Annotated in this window: 18 protein-coding genes and 1 riboswitch; of the genes, 4 read left to right on the top strand and 14 right to left on the bottom strand. The window is 69.6% G+C overall.

Annotated features, from left to right (window positions below):
- Positions 1-14: 14 nt before the first annotated feature.
- The 6 genes from ACZ6YG_RS26045 to ACZ6YG_RS26020 form a co-directional block, all read right to left on the bottom strand.
- Positions 15-953 carry a TIM barrel protein gene (locus ACZ6YG_RS26045; protein ID WP_219542747.1) on the bottom strand — a complete coding sequence of 313 codons (939 nt, stop codon included), beginning with the start codon at positions 951-953 and terminating at the stop codon, positions 15-17.
- Positions 954-1,255: 302 nt separating this feature from the next.
- Positions 1,256-3,757, bottom strand: a complete 2,502-nt coding sequence (locus ACZ6YG_RS26040) for an ATP-dependent Clp protease ATP-binding subunit (RefSeq protein ID WP_148035607.1) — start codon at positions 3,755-3,757, stop codon at positions 1,256-1,258.
- 813 nt (positions 3,758-4,570) lie between these two features.
- The gene (locus ACZ6YG_RS26035; protein WP_148035608.1) at positions 4,571-4,903 is read right to left on the bottom strand and encodes a histone-like nucleoid-structuring protein Lsr2; all 333 of its coding nucleotides are present in this window, start codon (positions 4,901-4,903) and stop codon (positions 4,571-4,573) included.
- Positions 4,904-5,416: 513 nt separating this feature from the next.
- Complete coding sequence (locus ACZ6YG_RS26030; protein WP_148035609.1) at positions 5,417-5,902, bottom strand: RDD family protein; 486 nt, start codon at positions 5,900-5,902, stop codon at positions 5,417-5,419.
- 111 nt (positions 5,903-6,013) lie between these two features.
- Entirely contained in the window at positions 6,014-7,384 is a 1,371-nt protein-coding gene (locus tag ACZ6YG_RS26025; protein ID WP_466019434.1) for an RDD family protein, read from the bottom strand.
- A gap of 97 nt (positions 7,385-7,481) precedes the next feature.
- Positions 7,482-8,039: an amino-acid N-acetyltransferase gene (locus ACZ6YG_RS26020; protein WP_148035610.1), complete on the bottom strand. Its 558-nt coding sequence runs from the start codon at positions 8,037-8,039 to the stop codon at positions 7,482-7,484.
- Between the two features lie 286 nt (positions 8,040-8,325).
- Positions 8,326-8,480, top strand: a riboswitch (cyclic di-AMP (ydaO/yuaA leader).
- Between the two features lie 6 nt (positions 8,481-8,486).
- Between ACZ6YG_RS26020 and ACZ6YG_RS26015 the strand changes: the two genes are divergently transcribed.
- Positions 8,487-9,530 (top strand): C40 family peptidase, encoded by a 1,044-nt coding sequence (locus ACZ6YG_RS26015; RefSeq protein WP_466019433.1) that lies wholly within the window; start codon positions 8,487-8,489, stop codon positions 9,528-9,530.
- Between the two features lie 3 nt (positions 9,531-9,533).
- On the opposite strand, the gene ACZ6YG_RS26010 is transcribed toward ACZ6YG_RS26015, so the two are convergent.
- Positions 9,534-9,746 carry a LuxR C-terminal-related transcriptional regulator gene (locus tag ACZ6YG_RS26010; protein ID WP_148035612.1) on the bottom strand — a complete coding sequence of 71 codons (213 nt, stop codon included), beginning with the start codon at positions 9,744-9,746 and terminating at the stop codon, positions 9,534-9,536.
- A gap of 189 nt (positions 9,747-9,935) precedes the next feature.
- Here ACZ6YG_RS26010 and ACZ6YG_RS26005 point away from each other — a divergent pair, with 189 nt between their 5' ends.
- Positions 9,936-11,135: a cytochrome P450 gene (locus ACZ6YG_RS26005; RefSeq protein WP_466019432.1), complete on the top strand. Its 1,200-nt coding sequence runs from the start codon at positions 9,936-9,938 to the stop codon at positions 11,133-11,135.
- Between the two features lie 24 nt (positions 11,136-11,159).
- Here the strand turns inward: ACZ6YG_RS26005 and lysX are convergent, their stop codons facing one another.
- Positions 11,160-12,617: a bifunctional lysylphosphatidylglycerol synthetase/lysine--tRNA ligase LysX gene (gene lysX, locus ACZ6YG_RS26000; protein WP_148037153.1), complete on the bottom strand. Its 1,458-nt coding sequence runs from the start codon at positions 12,615-12,617 to the stop codon at positions 11,160-11,162.
- Positions 12,618-12,790: 173 nt separating this feature from the next.
- Here lysX and ACZ6YG_RS25995 point away from each other — a divergent pair, with 173 nt between their 5' ends.
- A complete protein-coding gene (locus ACZ6YG_RS25995) occupies positions 12,791-13,258 on the top strand; it encodes a hypothetical protein (protein ID WP_466019431.1) in 468 nt (155 codons plus the stop codon).
- Between the two features lie 56 nt (positions 13,259-13,314).
- Here ACZ6YG_RS25995 and ACZ6YG_RS25990 read toward each other — a convergent pair whose 3' ends face one another.
- The 4 genes from ACZ6YG_RS25990 to ACZ6YG_RS25975 all read right to left on the bottom strand — a co-directional run bounded on the left by ACZ6YG_RS25990 (position 13,315) and on the right by ACZ6YG_RS25975 (position 18,467).
- Positions 13,315-14,097, bottom strand: a complete 783-nt coding sequence (locus ACZ6YG_RS25990; RefSeq protein ID WP_148035614.1) for a type III pantothenate kinase — start codon at positions 14,095-14,097, stop codon at positions 13,315-13,317.
- A 3-nt stretch (positions 14,098-14,100) separates the two neighbouring features.
- Positions 14,101-16,626, bottom strand: a complete 2,526-nt coding sequence (locus tag ACZ6YG_RS25985; protein ID WP_466019430.1) for an L-aspartate oxidase — start codon at positions 16,624-16,626, stop codon at positions 14,101-14,103.
- Positions 16,627-16,702: 76 nt separating this feature from the next.
- Positions 16,703-17,536 carry a pantoate--beta-alanine ligase gene (gene panC, locus ACZ6YG_RS25980; RefSeq protein WP_466019429.1) on the bottom strand — a complete coding sequence of 278 codons (834 nt, stop codon included), beginning with the start codon at positions 17,534-17,536 and terminating at the stop codon, positions 16,703-16,705.
- A 40-nt stretch (positions 17,537-17,576) separates the two neighbouring features.
- On the bottom strand, positions 17,577-18,467 hold the full coding sequence (locus ACZ6YG_RS25975; RefSeq protein ID WP_148035617.1) for a Rossmann-like and DUF2520 domain-containing protein: 891 nt from the start codon (positions 18,465-18,467) through the stop codon (positions 17,577-17,579).
- 317 nt (positions 18,468-18,784) lie between these two features.
- Here ACZ6YG_RS25975 and ACZ6YG_RS25970 point away from each other — a divergent pair, with 317 nt between their 5' ends.
- Positions 18,785-19,747, top strand: coding sequence for an SAM-dependent methyltransferase (locus ACZ6YG_RS25970; RefSeq protein ID WP_466019428.1), 963 nt, complete (start codon positions 18,785-18,787; stop codon positions 19,745-19,747).
- A gap of 7 nt (positions 19,748-19,754) precedes the next feature.
- On the opposite strand, the gene ACZ6YG_RS25965 is transcribed toward ACZ6YG_RS25970, so the two are convergent.
- Together ACZ6YG_RS25965 and ACZ6YG_RS25960 are read right to left on the bottom strand one after the other, a co-directional pair.
- On the bottom strand, positions 19,755-20,945 hold the full coding sequence (locus ACZ6YG_RS25965; protein ID WP_364229141.1) for a cytochrome P450: 1,191 nt from the start codon (positions 20,943-20,945) through the stop codon (positions 19,755-19,757).
- Positions 20,945-21,685: a TerC family protein gene (locus tag ACZ6YG_RS25960; RefSeq protein ID WP_466019427.1), complete on the bottom strand. Its 741-nt coding sequence runs from the start codon at positions 21,683-21,685 to the stop codon at positions 20,945-20,947. The genes ACZ6YG_RS25965 and ACZ6YG_RS25960 overlap by 1 nt, the downstream gene beginning before the upstream one ends.
- Positions 21,686-21,735: the final 50 nt, after the last annotated feature.

Genomic DNA, 21,735 nt, shown 5'->3' with positions numbered 1-21,735 from the left:
ACCAGTCCCCCGGGTCAGGCGGCGAGCTGGAGACCCAGGCTGGTGAGGCTGGTGCGGGCCCAGTCGAGCTCCTGGGCCAGGAGCGAGACCAGGGCGCCGGGGCCCTTGGCGCGGCCCGGGACCACCAGGTTGTGGGTCTCGACCTCGATGTGGGCGCTGCCGCTCACCGCGCCGGAGAGCATCGCCGTCAGGGTGTCGTGCAGGACGCCGCCGGTGTTGGGCGACCCGCCGGTGTGGTGGTGCACGTGGCCGAGCTTGACCACGGGGGCGCCGGTCTTGGCCAGGCCGCGCAGCGCCTCACCGGTCTCCTCGGCGCCGCGGGCCAGGTGGCACGCGTCGAGGCAGACGCCCAGGTGGTCGGAGTCGATGCCGCGCACCCGCTCCAGCGCCTGCTCCGTGGTCTCCAGCACGCAGCCGGGCCACGGCTCGAAACCGACCCTGACCGTCTTGCCGGTGATGCTGTGGAGGCCGCGCAGCTCGCGGGCGAGCCGCTCCAGCCGCCGGGTGGCGATCGCCTGCAGGTCGGCCGGCCAGTCGCGGCGCCAGCCGATCGGGATGGTGGAGATGCTGCCCGACTGGATGTCGTCCGGCAGCAGGAACGCGAGGATCTTGGCCAGCGCCATCGTGTAGCGGTAGCGCTCGGGCTTGGCCCAGTCGGGGCCGGGCGCCTCCTGGTTGCGACCGCCGGTGCCGTTGAGGCTGACGACCTCCAGGCCGCGCTCTTCGAGGGAGCGGCGCAGGCGGACGAGCTCTATGCGGTCGGCGGTCAGATGGTCGGCGACGGCGGGCGAGAGCCACAGGCCGACCCCCATCCGCTCCACGCCGAGCCGCTTGCGCACCGGCACGGCGTAGCGGGTGAGATGGGCGATCAGGTTCTCCAGATCCTCCGCGGGGTGCACGCCTGCGTTGTAGGCGAGGTGAACGAGCGTTCCGTCATCGTGACGCAGGCGCATCGGTTTCCTCCACGACTCTCACTGGTTTCCCCCTCGCCCGCTGGTGCCACTCCGAGCATGTCGGCCCGCGGCGGCGTGCGCGTCAGCCCTGGGTTGATCTCTTGCTACTCCCAGGGGAGCAGTCCCGACCGTAGAGACACGCTCTTGCGGATCACTTGGACAGGACTTGGCGAAGCTCTACACAGAGTAGTACTACTTGTCGTGGCGGGGCCACTCGGCCTTCAACGATTCGGCAACGTTTCCCGTCACCACATGCGAAAACCCCCGTGCGCCGGAGCGCACGGGGGTTTTCGTGAACTGGGTCAGCTCTGGATGGAACCGGCGATCGCCGCCGCGGAGTCGGGCACCTGAGTGGCGTCCTCTCCCGCGAACAGGAACCTGGCGTCGTCGCCCTCACCCTCGATGGTCACCTTCACGACCTGCCCCGGACGGAGCTCGCCGTAGAGGATCTTCTCCGACAGCGAGTCTTCCAGCTCGCGCTGGATCGTACGGCGCAGCGGCCGGGCGCCCATGACCGGGTCGTAGCCGCGGTCGGCCAGCAGCTGCCTGGCCTCGGGCGAGACGTCGAGCCCCATGTCGCGGTCCTTCAGCCGCTCGGCCACCTGCGCGAGCATCAGATCGACGATCTTGATGATCTCGTTGGGCGTGAGCTGGTGGAAGACCACGATGTCGTCGACACGGTTGAGGAACTCGGGCCGGAAGTGCTGCTTGAGCTCTTCCTGGACCTTGGCCTTCATCCGGTCGTAGTTGGAGTCGGCGTCGTTGGACTTCGCGAACCCGACCCCGATGCCCTTGGAGATGTCGCGGGTGCCGAGGTTGGTGGTCATGATGATGACCGTGTTCTTGAAGTCGACCACCCGGCCCTGGGCGTCGGTCAGGCGACCGTCTTCCAGGATCTGCAGCAGCGAGTTGAAGATGTCGGGGTGGGCCTTCTCGATCTCGTCGAACAGGACCACGGAGAACGGCTTGCGCCGCACCTTCTCGGTGAGCTGGCCGCCCTCCTCGTAGCCGACGTAGCCGGGAGGCGAGCCGAACAGCCGCGAGACGGTGTGCTTCTCCATGAACTCCGACATGTCCAGGCTGATCAGCGCGTCCTCGTCGCCGAAGAGGAACTCCGCCAGAGCCTTGGACAGCTCGGTCTTACCGACACCGGACGGACCCGCGAAGATGAACGAGCCGCCGGGACGCCGCGGGTCCTTCAGACCGGCGCGGGTGCGCCGGATGGACCGCGACAGGCCCTTGATGGCGTCGTCCTGCCCGATGATCCGCTTGTGGAGCTCGTCCTCCATGCGGAGCAGGCGCTGCGACTCCTCCTCGGTCAGCTTGAAGACCGGGATGCCGGTGGCGGTGGCCAGGACCTCGGCGATGAGCTCCTCGGTGACCTCGGCCACGACGTCCATGTCGCCGGCCTTCCACTCCTTCTCGCGCCGCTCGCGCTTGAGCTGGAGCTGCTTCTCCTGGTCGCGGAGGGCAGCCGCCTTCTCGAAGTCCTGCGCGTCGATCGCGGACTCCTTGTCGCGGCGGACGTTGGCGATCTTCTCGTCGTACTCGCGCAGGTCCGGCGGCGCGGTCATGCGGCGGATGCGCATGCGCGAGCCGGCCTCGTCGATGAGGTCGATCGCCTTGTCGGGAAGGTAGCGGTCGCTGATGTAGCGGTCGGCCAGCTGCGCGGCGGCCACCAGCGCGCCGTCGGTGATCGACACGCGGTGGTGGGCCTCGTAGCGGTCGCGCAGACCCTTGAGGATCTCGATCGTGTGGCTGAGCGAGGGCTCGGCCACCTGGATCGGCTGGAACCGGCGCTCCAGCGCGGCGTCCTTCTCGAGGTACTTGCGGTACTCGTCGAGAGTCGTGGCACCGATGGTCTGCAGCTCGCCGCGGGCCAGCATCGGCTTGAGGATGCTGGCGGCGTCGATCGCGCCCTCGGCGGCGCCCGCACCCACGAGCGTGTGGAGCTCGTCGATGAACAGGATGATGTCGCCGCGCGTGCGGATTTCCTTGAGCACCTTCTTCAGGCGCTCTTCGAAGTCGCCGCGGTAGCGGGAGCCGGCGACCAGGGCGCCGAGGTCAAGCGTGTAGAGCTGCTTGTCCTTCAGCGTCTCGGGCACCTCGCCCCTGACGATCTTCTGCGACAGGCCCTCGACGACGGCGGTCTTGCCGACGCCGGGCTCGCCGATGAGAACGGGGTTGTTCTTGGTCCTCCGGGAGAGGACCTGCATGACCCGCTCGATCTCCTTCTCACGGCCGATGACCGGATCCAGCTTGCCCTCGCGGGCGGCCTGGGTCAGGTTGCGGCCGAACTGGTCGAGCACCAGGGACGTCGACGGGGCCGACTCCTGGGGGCCGCCGGCGGCGGCCGGCTCCTTGCCCTGGTAACCGTGGAGCAGCTGGATCACCTGCTGCCGCACCCGGTTGAGATCAGCTCCAAGCTTGACCAGCACCTGGGCGGCCACACCCTCACCCTCGCGGATGAGACCGAGCAGGATGTGCTCGGTGCCGATGTAGTTGTGACCCAGCTGCAAAGCCTCACGGAGCGACAGCTCGAGGACCTTCTTGGCCCGCGGGGTGAAGGGAATGTGCCCCGACGGAGCCGACTGGCCCTGGCCGATGATCTCCTCGACCTGCTGACGCACGCCCTCAAGGCTGATGCCGAGGCTCTCCAGAGCCTTGGCGGCCACGCCCTCACCTTCGTGGATCAAACCAAGAAGAATGTGCTCAGTGCCGATGTAGTTGTGGTTGAGCATCCTGGCCTCTTCTTGGGCCAGGACGACAACACGCCTTGCTCGGTCGGTGAACCTCTCGAACATCTCGTCGCTCCTCACAGAGCGGTCAGTCAGGCCGGTAAATCCGGTCCCGTCATCCCGCATGCTAGCCCTGGCTCGGCGAACCGTGCCCTCTGCCGCTGACGCGCTCTATAGCAGAGAGCGTTCCCCGAGAGCAGGGCGTTCACCCTCCATCCAACTATGGTTCGGGGGTGACGTGTTCCCGATACGCCGCAAGCGAACGATGTTTGGGACGCATGGGTACTGCGGCTCTTATTCGCCGCCGGCGGCGGTGGCAGATCACACGGATCGGCGATGGGGACGCCTGACGGGCCGGCCCTTGGGTCGGGTCGTCGCCCGTCATCATGCCCATGCATCCTGAGACGCCGGGTCCGTATCTCTTACACCCTGCCATCGTATGTGGCGATGCAAACGCGGGCCAAGCGGATGTGCATCGCATCACCCAGAGCGAAATCCGCCGCCTGATCAGTCTGGTCAGCGACGTTACCAGTCCGGCGTGATCGCCAAGGCCCGGAGGGACGGAACGGTAGGTGGCCTACCCGACGCGGGAAGTGCGCGCAATGCGCGGCAGCGGCCCCTTCAGAGAAGCCGTACAACAGAGATGGGGCCCCAGATCGCCCGAAAGCGCTGGAGCCCCGTCATCCCCGACAAAACCGCCAAAACACGCGCCCGGCGGTTCGATGCGAAGACCCAAATGCCCATATTTCGGGCGAATCGAAGATCGACAGAACAGAAAGTGTCCACGATCTGAGATTCGCCCTGAACGATCATGCGCTTATGGCGACCGCCGGGGTCCTTAGGCGAGCGGCATAAGCGCATGGTCAGCCGACGGCTCCCTTAGTGGGCCGCCTCGTACTTCTCGACGACGGTGGAGGCGATCCGGCCTCGCTCACTGACGGGCAGACCGTGGGCCTTGGCCCACTGCCTGATCTCGGCGCTCTTCTCGCGGCTCATCGCCCGCTGACCGCCGCGGCCTCGACGGCGCGTGGTGACCGCCCCTGCCCTGCGAGCGTGCTGCACGAAAGGCGTGAGAGCGTCCCTCAGCTTCTTGGCGTTAACGTCGCTGAGGTCAATCTCATAGGAAGCGCCGTCAATAGCGAAGCTGACCGTCTCATTGGCCTCGCCCCCATCGAGGTCATCGATGAGAATCTCCTGGATCTGCTTGGCCATCTACGCAATCCTTTCCGGAGCATTGTTTCATTCGCTCGACCAAACATATACCCGGAAAGACGTTAAGACAATTCAGCTCAGCGACGATTCCGCTGAGTCGCTGATCAGTTGCTCTTCTCGGCCTGATCCTGCCGGTTTGGCCGCCTCCCAGGGCCCTCGGCGCGCACCAACTTCACCACCCCAAAGATGAAGGCGCCCCCCACGACGAGCGGCGGGATGAGCGCCGACAAAACCTCTGTCACAACTTCCATTCGTCCTCGCCTCCACAGCGGACGGGGGGTTTCCTGGCCTTTTATGCACGGGCGGTGCGGCGGGCACGGGCTTGACCGCCCCGGGTGTCGCCCTGTCGACGACCTTCGCACCGCAGACCATAGCGGCACACAGATGCCCATAGCCTGGCAGGGGCATCAACATCCGGCAACCCGGACGTCTCATAGCCTAATGCCAGTCTCTCCAGGTGCCTTACCGGATCTACCCCAAGTTTCCTGAAAAGCGGCGCCCAGGCTTCCCAGCTCAGGAATGATCTTTAACGACGAGGGTTCCGGCCAGCTTGTCATGGGGCCCACGCTGCAGCGGCTTGTCGATCAGGATGAGCAGGCCCACCGCGAACACGTACATTCCGGCCAGCAGATTGAGCACCGGAATGCCCATCACGATGGCCGGGGCCGGATAGCCGAGGACCCGTTTCAACCGGTCACGCGCCCCCAGCCGGGCCGGCTCCACCCGAATGCGCATGATCGCCTTGCCGAACGTGCGCCCGCCTCGTGAAAGCGTGACCCAGTCGTAGACCGTATAACCCAGCCCGGCCAACACCCATGCGAACACGCCCGGCAAACGGCCCCCGAAGAGCTCCAGCACCCCGACAGTCCGGAAGATACCCCACAGCGCGATGAACAGAATGTAATAGAACACCCCGAAGACGAGCGCTTCAATGAGCCGGGCGGCCAGCCGTTCCCACCATTCCGCGGGCACCGGATCGGCCCGCGGCGTCGTGGCCATAACCCTCACCTCGCCCCATCGGTGTCCCGACCGTTCCCATTCTGGTACGGAGCACACACGCGAAAACAGGGACCGGTGGATCACCGATCCCTGTTTTCCGAGCCGTACAGGCTACTTGATCTTCACCACGACGGTGCCGGCGAACTTGTCGGCGAACGTCTGCTGCAGAGGCTTGTCCCACAGCTGCGAGGCGGCGTTGAGCATGACCGCGATCGCGCCGAGGAAGGCACCGACGAGCGGGAGGATCCCGAGCGCATAGCCGCCCCACGTGCCGCCGGCCCGCTTCAGGGCCATGTTGCCCGGCAGGCCGCCGGGCGGCATGGCGCCGCCCACGGGGACGACCTTGATCCCCATCACCATCTTGCCGACCGTCTGACCGTTCATCTTGGTCATGAAGTAGTCGTAGGCGACGTAGAGGCCGACCAGCAGGATCCACTGGATGAGACCGATCAGGAACGAGCTGAAGAAGCCCGTCGTGACACCCGTCACCGAGTTGTAGCTGGCCACGAAGAAGATGCCCAGCACCAGCGAGATGAGGAAATAGACGACGCCGAAGATGCAGCCGTCGATGAGACGGGCCACCAGCCGCTGCCACCACTCCGCCAGCGGCGCGGGGGCACCCGGAGGCTGCACGCCGACCGGCTGGCCGTAGCCCGGCTGCCCGTAGGCGGGCTGACCGTACTGCTGGCCGTACTGGGGCTGCTGACCGTAGCCGGGCTGGCCGTACTGCTGCTGGCCATACTGCGCCTGCTGACCGTAGCCGGGCTGGCCGTACTGCTGCCCTGACTGCGGCTGCTGACCGTAACCCTGCTGGCCGTAGGCCTGCTGACCGTAGCCGGACTGGGAATCGGGCTGCTGGCCGTAACCGGACTGGGAGGGGGCCTGCTGACCGTAGCCCTGCTGACCGTAGCCCTGCTGACCGTAAGCCTGCTGACCCGAGGAGGGCTGCTGGCCGTAGCCCTGCTGACCCGAGGAGGGCTGCTGGCCGTAGCCCTGCTGACCCGAGGAGGGCTGCTGGCCGTACTGGGGCTGACCGTACTGGGGCTGCTGGCCGTAGTCGGGTTGCGAGGGAGCCTGCTGGCCGTACTGGGGCTGCTGGCCGTAGTCAGGCTGGGAAGGGGCCTGCTGGCCGTACTGGGGCTGGCCGTAGTCGGGTTGCGAGGGAGCCTGCTGACCGTACTGAGGCTGCTGACCGTAACCCTGCTGGCCGTAGTCGGGCTGCTGGCCGTACTGGGGCTGGCCGTAGCCCGGCTGGGACGCGCCCTGCTGGCCGTAGCCCTGCTGACCCGGCTGACCGTACTGCTGCTGCTGCCCGTACGGGGGCTGCTGGCCGTACTGGCCCTGGCCGTAGGGGTCGTCGGCCCTGTAGCCCACGACCGTCGCGTCGGGATCCTCCCCATGGGGGTGTCCCGGGTTGTGCCCGTATCCCGGATGATTCTCGCTGGATTCATCCTGCGGATACGGCGGCTGTCCGGTGCTCACCGTGTCACCTCGCTTCGCGTGCGCATGTGGCACGTGTCAGGGCACATGCCTGTCCTGGACAACGTATCGACATGGGTATCAACAATCACCTTTTCTGTCAGTCAAGATCCGCATCACCCGAGGTCAGGTGGAGCAACATCCGTGTGTTCCCCAGGGTGTTGGGCTTGACGTGTTCCAGGTCCAGGAACTCGGCCACGCCCTCGTCGTACGAGGCCAGGAGTTCGGCGTAGACCTCGGGCGAGACCGGGGTGCCTTTGATCACCCGGAATCCGTGTCTCGCGAAGAAGTCGACCTCGAAAGTGAGGCAGAAAACACGCTGCAGGCCGAGTTCTTTGGCCGTGTCGATGAGGGCCGTGACGATGCGGTGGCCGATGGCCAGCCCGCGCGCCTCCGGGTGGACCGCCACGGTGCGGATCTCCGCCAGGTCCTCCCAGAGGACGTGCAGCGCCCCGCAGCCGACGACCTTGCCGTCGCGCTCGGCGACCCAGAACTCCTGCACGTCCTCGTACAGGGTGACCGTGGCCTTCTCCAGCAGCCGGGGGCCGGGGCCTCCATAGGTGTCGACCAGGAATTTGATGGCCTTGACGTCCGGCGTCCGGGCACGCCGGACCAGGACCTGCGTGTCGGGAAGGGGACGTTCGGCGACCTGCTCCATGACCCTCCAGCCTACAGTTTGTGATTACGGCTCACCCCTAACCCCGGACTTGCGCCCATCTTGTAACGTCTCGTGGCTGTACGAGCACCTGTGGCGTTGGAGGTTTCCTACCGTTCCATGCCTGGTCCAAGCAGGCACAAAGAGGACATGAAGTCTTTGCCGTACCGTGCTTTACGAGACCACCTTGTGACCCCCCGGTTGTGAAATCTCTACAGAGTCTGTAGTTCCGGTTGAGCAGGAACCCTCGGTGCATTAGTGTCCAGCGTCGATGTCCCCGCGCATGTGGCGCGGAGACGCGCCCAATCCCCGCAAGGGGAGCCGGGGACCCGCCGGCGGCGTTCGAGCGGCGCCGCCAGGGGTGAGTCCGAGCACCTCGCTCGGTAGGGCCGGTCCGAGCCCGAACCCGTCAGCTAACCCGGTCGGCGCGCTACGGAAGGAGCTCGATTGGTGAAGCGCACGCGCGACCGCAGGGGGAGTTCCGCGGGCGAGCGCGCCCGCCCTCCGGAACGGGCCGGCTACGGCCGCAGGCTGGGCATCGTGGCCGCCACCCTCGCCGCGCTGCTCGTCGCCGCTCCCGCGGGGACCGTCGCCGCCGACCCCAAGCCCTCGCTCAAGGAGCTCTCCGAGCAGGTCGAGGAGATGCACCTGGAGATCGAGACCCTCACCGAGCAGTACAACGGGCAGCGCGAGAAGCTCAAGACGGCCAAGAAGGCCGTGGAGAACGCCAAGAAGAGGCTCGCCGCCAGCGAGGCCGACCTGGCCACGAAGAAGACCAGGGCGTCGCAGCTGGTCGAGGCCGAATACATGTCGGGCGGCCTCAGCCGGGTGCTCGCCTTCACCACCGGCGGCGACCCCGAGAGCTACCTCGACCGCGCGGCCACCACCTACGCCCTGCGGCAGCAGCAGAGCGAGGAGGTCCTCAAGCTGACCAAGGCGATGGACGCGGCCGAGCGGGCCAGGACCGGCGCCCAGACCCGCATCGACGAGGTCAACAAGATCGTCAAGGACCTCGGCGCCAAGCGCGACCGGATCTCCAAGCTCGTCACCAAGGTCGAGAGCCGGTTGTTCCAGCGCGCGCTCGGCGAGGCCGGCCGCCCCGGCACCAGGGCCGTCAAGGTGACCCTGCCCATCCCCGGCGACGGCAAGGCGGCCCAGGCCGCCCGCTGGGCCCTCACCCAGCAGCTCAAGCCGTACGTCTGGGGCGCGGAAGGCCCCAACGGCTACGACTGCTCGGGGCTGGTCATGGCCGCCTACCAGCGCGTCGGCATCTCGCTGCCGCACTACACCGGCGACCAGTGGACCGCGGGCAGGCACATCGCGCGCGAGGAGCTGCGCCCCGGCGACCTGGTCTTCTTCTACAGCGACCTGCACCACGTGGGCATCTACCTCGGCGGCGGCATGATGGTGCACGCGCCGCGCACGGGCGACGTCGTACGCATCGCCTCACTCGACCGGCGCCCCTACGCCGGAGCGGTGCGCATCGCCGACTGACGGCTAGATCAGCTGGCGGCGCGCGGCCCAGGCCACGGCTTCGATGGCCGTGGCCACCCCGATCCGGTCGCAGATGCCCCTCAGTCTTCGGCGCACCGTGCGGCCGCTGCAATCAAGGCGCCTCCCCACTCGGTCTACTGTGACGCCCTTGGCCAGCTCCGCCAGCAACGCCAGATCTGCATGGCTCAGTTCAACATTTTCACTGAGCACATCCATCGGGAGCCCTCCCCCCCAACAGCACTACTCGGTGACGTCCTGGCACGAGCGAAAGGCTGCTCGCCCCGACTACGTAAACGCATCCGGCAAAGGCCGTCAAGCGTAAGATCTGCCCTACTTGACCATAGCCATTGACATGATCCGTCCTACGTGAAGTACTCGGCGTATGTCGGCACATTTCCAAGCGCAATGATCGATCACAAGGACTCTGACAGCGCGCCGCCGTCCACGCTGAGCCCCAGCGACATGCTGGGTTTCGATCCGTACGATTATGCGTTCCTGCGCGAGCCGTATTCCCGATACCGGAAGCTGCGCGAGAGCGGGCCGCTCTTCCGGACGCGCGGCGGGCTGCTCGTCGCCACCTCCCACGAGCTCTGCTCGGCCCTGTTGCGCGACCCTCGTTTCGGTCACGGCCCCACCCCCGCGCCCGCCGGGCCGGACGAACCGGTCCGTTCGTTCCTCATGATGGACCCGCCGGACCACACCCGGATGCGCGGACTCGTCAGCAAGGCCTTCACGCCCGGCATGGTGCGGCGGCTGCGCCCGCGCATCGAGACGATCACCGCCGACCTGATCGCCGCGCTGCCCGACGAGGCCGACCTGGTCCGCGACTTCGCCTACCCGCTGCCCGTCATGGTGATCAGCGAGATGCTGGGCGTGCCGGCGGAGGACCACGAGCGCTTCCGCGGCTGGAGCGAGACCCTGGCGCGCAGCCTCGACCCGATCGTCACCGACGAGCTGACCGAGCGCTCACAACGCCACCGGCGCGAGTTCCACGACTACTTCCAGGGTCTCATCGCGCTGCGGCGGGAACGGCCGGCCGACGACCTGCTCAGCGCGCTCGTCCAGGTCGAGGAGCTGACCGAGCGCGAGCTGCTGGCCACGTGCGTGCTGCTGCTGGTGGCCGGTCACGAGACGACCGTCAACCTCATCGCCAACGGCGTGCTCAACCTGGTCAGGCACGGCGTGCTGGGGCGGGCGGCCGAGCGGCCCAGGGAGGTCGTGGAGGAGGTCCTCAGGTATGACCCGCCGGTCCAGCTCACGGCCCGTGTCGCGCTGGAGGACGCCGAGCTGGGCGGCGTCCGGGTGCCGGCGGGCACGTCGACGCTGGCGCTGGTCGGCGCGGCCAACCGCGACCCGGCGGCCTTCCCCGACCCGGACCGGTTCGACGTGGGGCGGGCGCCTGGCAGGCATCTGGCGTTCGGTCTGGGGGTGCACTTCTGCCTGGGTGCGCCGCTGGCCCGGCTGGAAGGCGAGGTGGCGCTGGCCGCGCTGGCCGGGGCCGCGCCGGGGCTGGAGCTGGCCGACGCGGATCCGCCGTACAAGGAGAACCTGGTGCTGCGCGGCCTGGCCCGGCTGCCCGTCAGGCTCAACCGCCCGCGCCTGTAGCGCGGGCGGGCTGGCTCGGCGCGGTCAGCGGGTGGGCTTGACCAGGGGGAAGAGAATGGTCTCGCGGATGTTGCGGCCCGTGAAGGCCATGATCATCCGGTCGATGCCGGCGCCCATGCCGCCCGTCGGGGGCATGCCGTACTCCAGGGCCTGCAGGAAGTCCTCGTCGAGCTGCATGGCCTCCAGGTCGCCGCCGGCGGCGAGCAGGGACTGCTCCTCCAGGCGGCGGCGCTGGTCGATCGGGTCGATGAGCTCGGAGTAGGCGGTGCCGAGCTCGGTGCCGAACCCGATGAGGTCCCACTTCTCGGTCAGCAGCGGGTTGTCGCGGTGGACGCGGGCCAGCGGGGACGTCTCCAGCGGATAGTCCATGACGAACGTGGGCTGGACGAGGGTGTGTTCGACCAGCTCCTCGAACAGCTCCTGGACCAGTTTGCCCTGGCCCCACTTCGGGTCCCAGTGCACGTCGTGCTTGTCGGCCAGGCCGCGGACGCGCTCCAGCGGGGTCTCGGTGGTGACCTCCTCGCCCACCGCGGCGGACACCAGGTCGTAGAGCTTGGCCCGCGGCCACTCGGGCAGCCCGAGGTCGACCTCGACGCCGTCGTGGACGACCACGGTGGTGTCGAGCGCGGCGACCACGGCCTTCTGGTACATGCGCTGGGTGAGGTCGGCCATGTCGTGGTAGTCGAGGTAGGTGCCGTAGGCCTCGACCATGGTGAACTCGGGGTTGTGGGTGGAGTCGGCGCCTTCGTTGCGGAAGTTGCGGTTGACCTCGAAGACCTTCTCGACGCCGCCCACCACGAGCCGCTTGAGGTAGAGCTCGATCGCGATGCGGAGGTAGAGCTCCATGTCGTAGGCGTTGATGTGGGTCGCGAAGGGCCGGGCCGCCGCGCCGCCGTGGATCGGCTGCAGCATCGGCGTCTCGACCTCGAGGTAGCCCTCCTCGTGCCAGAAGTCGCGCACCGCGCGCACGGTCGCGCTGCGGACGCGGGCCATCTTGCGCGCCTCGTCGTTGACGATGAGGTCGACGTAGCGCTGGCGGACCCGGGCCTCGGGGTCGGTCAGGCCGAGGTGCTTCTCGGGCAGCGGGCGCAGGCACTTGGACGTGATCTGCCAGCGGTCGGCGAGGATGGACAGCTCGCCGCGCCGCGAGGTGATCACCTCGCCCTCGACGCCGACGTGGTCGCCCAGGTCGACGTCGTGCTTCCAGGACGCGAGCGACTCCTCCCCCACCTTGTCGAGCGAGATCATGACCTGGAGGTCGCCGCTGCCGTCGCGCAGGGTGGCGAAGCAGAGCTTGCCGCCGACGCGGTTGAGCATGACGCGCCCGGCCACGCCGACCCGGTCGCCGGTGGCGGTGTCGGGCTCCAGGCCCTGGTATTTCGCCCTGACCTCCGCGTTGGTGGTCGTGCGGGGGAAACTCACCGGGTAAGGGTCGACGCCTTCGGCGCGAAGGCGGTCGAGCTTCTCCCTCCGGATGCGCATCTGCTCGGGAAGTTCGTCGCTCACATCACCAAAGGGTAGGGGATACGGCCACGTGCAAGGTCTCGTCGGTCCCCTGCAGGGGGCCTGCAAGCACGCTCGGTTACCCATGTGTCACGGGCTCGAAGGGGGGATCCGGCAGCGGGCCGGTCCAAGGGAGGGCTCGGGGAGAGACCATGTTCAGGAAGATCGCCACCGGCCTGCTCGCCGTCGCCGCCACCGGAGCCGTCGCCCTGTCGATGCCCGCCGCCGCGAGCGCCGCCACCGCCGACGGGCACTCCTGGGGCCCGGTCTACGCCAAGCACCACCTCGCCAAGGCCCAGGGCTGGATCGGCGTGGAGTGGGACGAGCACCAGACGTCCAACACGGTCCACCTCCGCGGCCGGCTCCACGACCTCGACCAGCGCACCTACGGGCAGGGCGGCAAGTGCGCCTACGTGAAGTTCCAGGCGGCCGGCTTCGACCACGGGTGGGACGCGGTCCACGCCAGGAAGTTCTGCGGCTACCCGGGCTCCAAGAAGTTCCGGTTCGACGTGGACGACGTCGCGGCGGTGCGGGTGAAGGTCTGCCAGATCCACCCGCACCAGCAGTGGGTCAGCAAGTGCGGCCACTGGGAGTACCTGTACGCCGCCGAGTCCGAGTGAGTTTCCTCCAGCCGCAAGCGGCCCCCTACCCGAGCGGGGGGCCGCTTGCTCATGTGTCAGCTGGTGTTGCGGTGGTAGATGAGCCGCAGGCCGATCAGCGTGAGCCACGGCTCGTGCACGTCGATGGAGCGCGACTCGCCGACGACCAGGCCGGCGTGGCTGCCGGTGGCGACCACGGTCACGTCGTCGGGGTCGTCGGCCAGCTCGGCGGCCATCCGCTCGACGATGCCGTCGACCTGGCCGGCGAAGCCGTAGATGATGCCCGCCTGAAGCGCTTCGACGGTGTTCTTGGCGATGACGGAGCGGGGCCTGATCAGCTCCACCTTGTGGAGCTGGGCGCCGGCGGCGGCCAGGGCGTCGACGGAGATCTCGATGCCGGGAGCGGTGACGGCGCCGATGTACTCGCCCTTGGCCGACACCGCGTCGAACGAGGTGGCGGTGCCGAAGTCGACGATGACGCACGGGCCGCCGTACTGGTCGATGGCGGCCAGCGCGTTGACGATGCGGTCGCTGCCGACCTCCTTGGGGTTGTCCATCCGTACGGGCACGCCGGTGCGGACGCCGGGCTCGACCACGACGGCGGTGACGTCGCCGTAGTAGCGGCGGCACATCTCGCGCATCTCGTTGAGCACGCTGGGCACGGTCGAGCAGATCGCGATGCCGCCGATGTCGGCGCCCTTCAGCAGGGGTGACTGGCCGAGCAGGCCCTGCAGGACGACCGCGATCTCGTCGGCGGTGCGGCGGGCGTCGGTGGCCAGCCGCCAGTGCTCGATGACGTCCTCGCCCTCGAAGAGCCCGAGCACCGTGTGCGTGTTGCCGACGTCGATCGTGAGCAGCATGTGTTACCCCCGTAGATCCAGTGCGACGTCCAGGGCCGGCGCCGAGTGGGTAAGGGCGCCTACCGCAAGGTAGTCCACGCCAGTCTCCGCCACGTCACGGGCCGATTCCAAGGTCAATCCCCCGCTGGCTTCGAGGGCAACCGCCTTGTTGGCGCGATTTTTCACAATTTGGACGGCCTGGGTGGTTTGTTCCACGGTGAAGTTGTCCAGCAGGATCAGGTCCGCCCCCTCGGCCAGCGCCTCCTCCAGCTCCGCGAGGCTGTCGACCTCGACCTCGATCGGCAGGTCCGGATACCGTTCGCGCACCGCGCGGAACGCCGGCGCCACCCCTCCGGCGGCCACCACGTGGTTGTCCTTGATCAGGGCCGCGTCGGACAGCGACATCCGGTGGTTGACGCCGCCGCCGCAGCGCACCGCGTACTTCTCCAGCGCCCGCAGCCCCGGCAGCGTCTTGCGGCTGTCGCGCACCCGCGCCCGGGTGCCGCCGATCGCCTCGGCCCACCGGCCGGTCAGCGTGGCGATGCCGGACAGGTGCGTGACCAGGTTCAGCGCCGTGCGCTCGGCCGTCAGCAGGGCCCTGGTCGGGCCCTCCACCGTCATCAGCACCTCGCCGCGGCGGACGCGCTCGCCGTCCTCGGTCTTCCTCTCGGTACGGGTCGCGCCCAGCCGCAGGAACACCGCCTCGGCCAGGGCGAGGCCGGCCACGACGCCGTCGGCGCGGGCCACCATGTCGCCGGACGAGAGCTGGCCGGCCGGGATCGTGGCGATGCTGGTGACGTCGCCGGCCGCCGACAGGTCCTCGGCCAGCGCCCGGTCGATCACCGCGTCGGCGTCGGCGGGGTCGAGCCCGGCGTCGGCCAGCTCCCGGGCCAGCCTCGGCGGCATCGCGTCGCCGTGCGGGGTGTAGGTCATCTGCAGGCCCTCCTCGGTCAGGGTCACGTCCAGGTGGCCGAGCCACTCGTGGTCGTCGCGCTCGGGGCGGTCCTCCCGCCAGTGGGAGCCGCGCGTCTCCAGCCGCGCCGCGGCCGTGCCCGCGAGCACGGTGGCGACGGTGAGCAGGTTGGTGGTCTCCCACGACTCGGTGCACGGCGGCACCTCGACGGGCGTCCAGCGGGCGTCGCGCAGCGCCCTGGCCGTGGCCGTCAGGGATCCGCGGTTGCGCAGCACCCCGGCGCCGGCGCTCATGTGGTGCTGGATCCGGCCGCGCGCCCGCGGGTCGATCAGCCCGGCCGGGGCGGCGGACTGCTCCGGCCCGCCCGGCCGGGGCCTGGCGCGGTGCACGTCCTCGGCGATCCGCTCGGCGAACACCAGCCCTTCGAGCAGCGAGTTGGAGGCCAGCCGGTTGGCGCCGTGCACGCCGGTGCAGGCGACCTCGCCGCACGCGTACAGGCCCTCGATGGACGTGCGGCCGTACAGGTCCGTACGGACGCCGCCGCTGGCGTAGTGGGCGGCCGGGGAGACCGGGATGAGCTGGGTGACCGGGTCGATGCCGTGGGCGCGGCAGACGGCCTCGATGGTGGGGAACCTGGTCCGCCACTTGTCCGGCCCGAAGTGGCGGCCGTCGAGGAAGACGTGGTCGCGCCCGGTCTCCCGCATCACCCGCATGATCGCCTTGGCCACCACGTCGCGCGGCGCCAGATCGGCCAGCTCGTGCACGCCGGTCATGAACCTGTCGCCCTCGTGGTCGACCAGGAACGCGCCCTCTCCCCTGACCGCCTCGGAGATCAGCGGCTGCTGCCCGGTCGAGTCCTCGCCCAGCCACAGCACGGTCGGGTGGAACTGGACGAACTCCAGGTCGCGCACCACCGCGCCGGCCCGCAGCGCCAGCGCCACCCCGTCGCCCGTGGACACGACCGGGTTGGTGGTGGCCGCGTAGACCTGGCCCATCCCACCGGTGGCGAGCACGACCGCGCGGGCCCGCACCGCGCCCACGCCGTCGCGCGCGCCCTCGCCCATGACGTGCAGGGTGACGCCGGTGGCCCGGCCCGCGGCGTCCTTCAGCAGATCGAGGACGAGCGCGTGCTCGATCACCTCGATGCCGCTCGCGCGTACCGCCTCGACCAGCGCCCGCTGCACCTCCGCGCCGGTGGCGTCGCCGCCCGCGTGCACGATGCGGTCGCGCCGGTGACCGCCCTCGCGGGTGAGCTGGAGCCGGCCGTCGGGGGTGCGGTCGAAGCGGGCGCCGCGGTCCATCAGCCGCCGCAGCGCCCCCGGCCCCTCGGTGACCAGCGTGCGCACGGCCCGCGTGTCGCACAGCCCGACCCCGGCCAGCAGCGTGTCGTTGAGATGCTCGTCCGGGCTGTCGCCGGGGTCGAGGACGGCGGCTATGCCGCCCTGCGCCCATCGGGTGGAGCCGGAGGAGAGCACGTCCTTGGTGACGACCAGGACCCGCTCGGCCGGGGCCAGCTCGGCGTGGCGCAGCGCCACGGTGAGCCCGGCGATCCCGGATCCGACGACGACCAGGTCCGCCTCGGCGGTCCAGCCCGGATCGGGCGCCGCCAGCCGCAGGGGGATCGCCGGTGCACTCATGGGCCCTCCTCAATCGGGGCTATTTCGTCAATATGACGATAACGCCTGACCGAGTATGCGCGCGCCCCGGGGGCCGCTACCGGCCCAGCCGCACCACCATGTTGTCGATCAGCCTGGTCGCGCCGACCTTCGCGGCCACCGCGAGAACCGCTTCTCCCTCGTACGGGTCGGAGACCTCCGTGAACGTGGCCGGATCCACCAGCACCAGGTAGTCGAGCTCCAGCTCCGGCGGGGCCTCGGCGAGCACCTTCGAGGCCGCGGCGCGGACCCGGGCCGGGGTCGGCTCCCCCGCTCCGGCGCGCAGGGCGCGCGACAGCGCCAGCGCCACCCGGCGCTCGCCGGCCGACAGGTAGCGGTTGCGGCTCGACAGGGCCAGGCCGTCGGGCTCCCTGACGGTCGGCGCGCCGACGACCTCCACGGGCACGTCCAGGTCGGCGACCATGCGGCGGATCATGGACAGCTGCTGGGCGTCCTTCTGCCCGAACACCGCGACGTCCGGCCGCACCAGGTTGAACAGCTTGAGCACCACGGTCAGCATGCCGTCGAAGTGGCCCGGCCTGGAGGCGCCCTCGACGATCCGCCCCATCTCGCCCGCGCACACGCTCACCTGGCGGTCGGGGAGGTACATGTCGCCCGCCGCCGGGGCGAACACCACGTCCACGCCCTCCTCGCGGCACGCCGCCAGGTCGGCGTCGAAGGTGCGCGGGTAGCGGGAGTAGTCCTCCCCGGGCCCGAACTGCAGCGGGTTGACGAAGACGCTGACGACGACCTGGTCGGCGCGGTCGCGGGCCAGCCTGATGAGCGAGCGGTGCCCTTCGTGCAGGGCTCCCATGGTGGGGACGAGGGCGAGGGTGCCGCCACCGCGAGCCTTGATCAGATCGGTGCGGTTCCTGGCGAGGATGAAGTCCATGCGCTGCCTCCGAGAACGGATCCATGCCCGTGGGTCACGGTCAGGTCCATATGTTGCCACCCAGCGCGTCGAGGAGCCGCTCCGCCTCCTCCGGTTTCAGCAGCCCGGCCGCCAGCGCCCGGTCGGCCGTGAGCCTGGCCAGCGCCACGTAGGCGTCGGCCGCCTCGGGGGCGGCCAGGATCAGCGCGTCGACGTGCTTGCGCACGGTGCCGGCGTCGCCGCGCACGACCGGCCCGGTCAGGGCCGACAGGCCGAGCCTGAGCACGTTGTCGAGCGCGGCGCCGAGCAGCGGCCCGAGCATCCGGCCCGGGTGGTCGACGCCGATGCGGCCGAGCAGTTCCTCCGACTCGGCGATGAGCGTCACCATGTGGTTGGAGGCGTTGGCCAGGGCCGCGTGGTAGAGCGGGCGGTCGGCGTCGGCGATCCACACCGGCTCCCCGCCCATCTCGATGACCAGGGCCTCGGCGATCGGCCGCAGCGGCTCGGGGGCGGTGACGCCGAAGGAGCAGCCGGTGATGCGGTTGAGGTCGTCGTCGCGGCCGGTGAAGGTCATCACCGGGTGCAGCGCCAGCGGCAGCGCGCCCTTGCGGGCGGCCGGGTCGAGCACGGACAGGCCGTACGCGCCGCTGCAGTGGACGAGGATCTTGCCGTGCAGGTCGGCGCCGGTGGCGGCCAGGCCGCCCACGAGGTCTGGCAGCGCGTCGTCGGGCACGGTGAGCAGGATGAGCTGGGCCGCCGCCACCACCTGGTCGGGCCGCACCGGCTCGACCCCGAGCCTGGCCGCGGCCCAACGCTGGGAGGCGTCGGAGACGCCGCTCGCGGCGACGACGCGATGGCCGGCCTGCGCCAGCGCGGAGCCGAGCGCGGAGCCGACCTTGCCCGCTCCCAGCACGCCGACGGCCAGGCGGGCCGGGCGATCGGCTGCCTCCATGACGTACACCCCCGGTCGACCTGATGGCACTGCCGACCAGGGTAACCGGCGCACCGGCAAGAAGAGATGACCGGGGTTTTGCTGCATGTTGCGTTACCGACAAAAGGGACAAGGGCAGGTGAACCGGTGCACCCCCTGTCGGATGAGATGAGGAGAGGGGTTCACCGCTGGGAGCGGGCGCCGAGTCCAACGAGACCCGACGCCCGCACTGTGTCAGGGGCCTCTTGGGCGGTGCGCATGGCCGCCACGCCGACTGGCGGTCATGGCGGGGCCCGGATCCGGTCCGGGCCCCGTGTCCATCGTGAGATAGTCCAGACATGTGGCTCACCTGGCGCGCCGCCACTCAGCGCGCGCTGTACGGCGAGGGCGGCTTCTACCTTCGCGAACGCCCGTCCGGCCACTTCCGCACCTCGGTCGTCGCGTCACCGGCGTTCGCCGAGGCGGTGCTGACCCTGCTGCGCGAGGTCGACGCCGAGCTCGGCGCCCCCGCCGGGATCGACCTCGTCGACGTCGGCGCGGGCGAAGGCGTGCTGGTCCGCCACGTGCTCGCCATGGCCGGCCGCGGGCTGCGGGCCAGGCTGCGGGTCACGGCCGTCGACCTGTCCCCCCGGCCGGACGATCTTCCCGAGGAGATCGGGTGGTCCGCCCGGATCCCGTCCGGCGTGCGCGGCCTGGTGATCGCGAACGAGTGGCTCGACAACGTCCCGCTGGACGTCGCCGAGCAGACCGCAGACGGGCCGCGGCTGGTCCTGGTCGACACCGAGACCGGCGAGGAGCGGCTGGGCGGCGAGCCGCCGGCGGCCGATCTGGAGTGGCTGAAACGGTGGTGGCCGCTGTCGTGCGTCGGCACGAGAGCCGAGATCGGCCGCACCCGCGACGCGGCCTGGGCGGCGGTCCTGGCGCGGCTCGACCAGGGGCGGGCCGTCGCCGTCGATTATGCACACCCTGTGGATAACCGGCCGCGCTGCGGCACGCTCACCGGATATCGCGACGGCGCGGTCGTATCCCCGATCCCCGACGGGACCTGCGACATCACCGCGCACGTCGCGCTCGACGCGTGCGCCGAGGCCGGGCGGCGGGCGGGCGCGATATCCACAGCCTTGTCCACACAGCGTGCCGCGCTGCGCGAGCTGGGCGTCACCGGCGCCCGCCCCTCCCTCGACCTGGCCCGCACCGACCCTCCGGGCTATCTCCGGGCGCTCGCCCGGGCCTCCGAGGAGGCCGAGCTGATCGATCCGGCGGGCCTGGGCGGGTTCGGCTGGCTCTGCCAGCGCCGGTGACCCGGCGTCAGCGCGTGCTCAGCTCCAGGCCCTGCAGCCCTCGGATGATGTAGCCCGGCTTCCACTCCGGCTCTCTGACGAGCTCCAGCGCCGGCGCCCGGTCGAGCAGCGCGCCGAACGACTCGACCATCTCGATCCTGGCCAGCGGCGCGCCCAGGCAGTAGTGGATGCCCAGGCCGAACGAGATGTGCGGGTTGTCCTTGCGGCCCGCGTCGAACCGGTCGGGGTCGTCGAACACCTCGGGGTCGCGGTTGGCCGAGCCGAACAGCAGCGCCACCTCGGCCCCGCGCGGGATCCGCACGCCGCCGACCTCGATGTCCTCCAGGACCCAGCGCTCGAACATCTGCGCCGGGGTGTCCCAGCGCAGCACCTCCTCGATCGCCGTGGGCAGCAGCGAGCGGTCCGCGCGGAGCCGGGCCAGCTCGTCCGGGTTCCTGAACAGCGCCCACCAGCCGTTGCCGGTGGCGTTCACGGTGGCCTCGTGACCGGCGTTGAGCAGCAGCACGCAGGTGCCGATCAGCTCGTCCTCGGTCAGCTCGGGGATCCCCGCCAGCGCGCTGATCAGGTCGTCGCCCGGCTTCCCCGCCCGCTCGCGGGCCAGCCCTCTCAGGTACTCGGCGAACTCGTCCGCCGCCCTGACCGCGGTGTGCTGCATCTCCTCACTCGGGTTGAGCTCGTACATCAGGCAGATGTCCGAGGACCAGGGCCGCAGCAGGTGACGGTCCCGCTCGGGGATGCCCAGCATCTCCGCGATGACCGTCACCGGCAGCGGCTCGGCGACCTCCGCGATCAGATCTCCGCCGCCCTTCTCCACGTACGCGTCCACGAGCCCCTCGGCGATGGCCCGCACGCGCGGCCGCAGCGACTCGACCATGCGCGGGGTGAACGCCTTGGACACCAGGCGGCGCAGCCGGGTGTGCACCGGCGGCTCGACGTCGAGCATGCCGGCGCGGACCACCCGCCAGAACGGCTCCTGGAACTCCGGCTCCGGTGGCCTGCCGAACTCCTCGTCCGTGGCCACGTGCAGATAGGAACGGCCGAGCCTGCGGTCACGCAGCAGCTCGTCCACATCCGCGTGGCGGGCGATCAGCCACTGGTCGGCGGGTTCGAAGTAGCTGACCGGGGCCTCCCGCCTCAGCTCGGCGTAGACGTCGTAGGGATGGGCCACGAAATCCGGATTCCAGGGATCAAAGCGCACTATTGCATAGTAGGAGCTTCCTCCACCTGCTTGTTCTTCCTGCTCCGCACCCGGATGTTGAGCAGCTCGACGACGACCGAGAACGCCATCGCGAAGTAGATGTAGCCCTTCGGGATGTGCTGGTCGAGACCCTCGGCCACGAGCATCACCCCGATCAGCACCAGGAACGCCAGCGCCAGCATCTTGATGCTCGGATGCGCGTCGACGAACCGGCTGATCGGCCCGGAGGCGAACAGCATCACCGCAACCGCCACGACCACGGCCGCGATCATCACGCCGAGCTCATTGACCATGCCCACGGCGGTGATCACCGAGTCGAGCGAGAACACGATGTCGAGCAGCATGATCTGCACGATGACCGACGTGAACGAGACGACGGCCGCCGACTTGCCGTCCTTGCTGGGCCCGTCCATCGTGTGGCTGATCTCGGTGACGCTCTTGGCCAGCAGGAACAGCCCGCCCAGCAGCAGGATGAGATCTCGTCCCGATATCTCATGACCGAGCACCTCGAACAGCGGCGCGGTGAGCCGGACCACCCACGACAGCGCCAGCAGCAGGAGCAGCCGCATCACCAGCGCCGCGGCCAGGCCCAGCACCCGCGCCCGGTCGCGCTGCTCGGGGGGCAGCTTCCCTGCCAGGATGGAGATGAAGATGATGTTGTCGATGCCCAGGACGATCTCCAGGGTCACCAGGGTGAGGAACCCTATCCAGATCTCCGGGTTGGACACCCAGTCAAGCATCGCCGCCTACTTTCGGTGGGGGAACGTACCACCGCCCAACGAGCAGAACT

Source organism: Nonomuraea sp. NPDC054003 (assembly GCF_055585125.1).
This window is presented reverse-complemented; position numbering and strand designations above follow the sequence as displayed.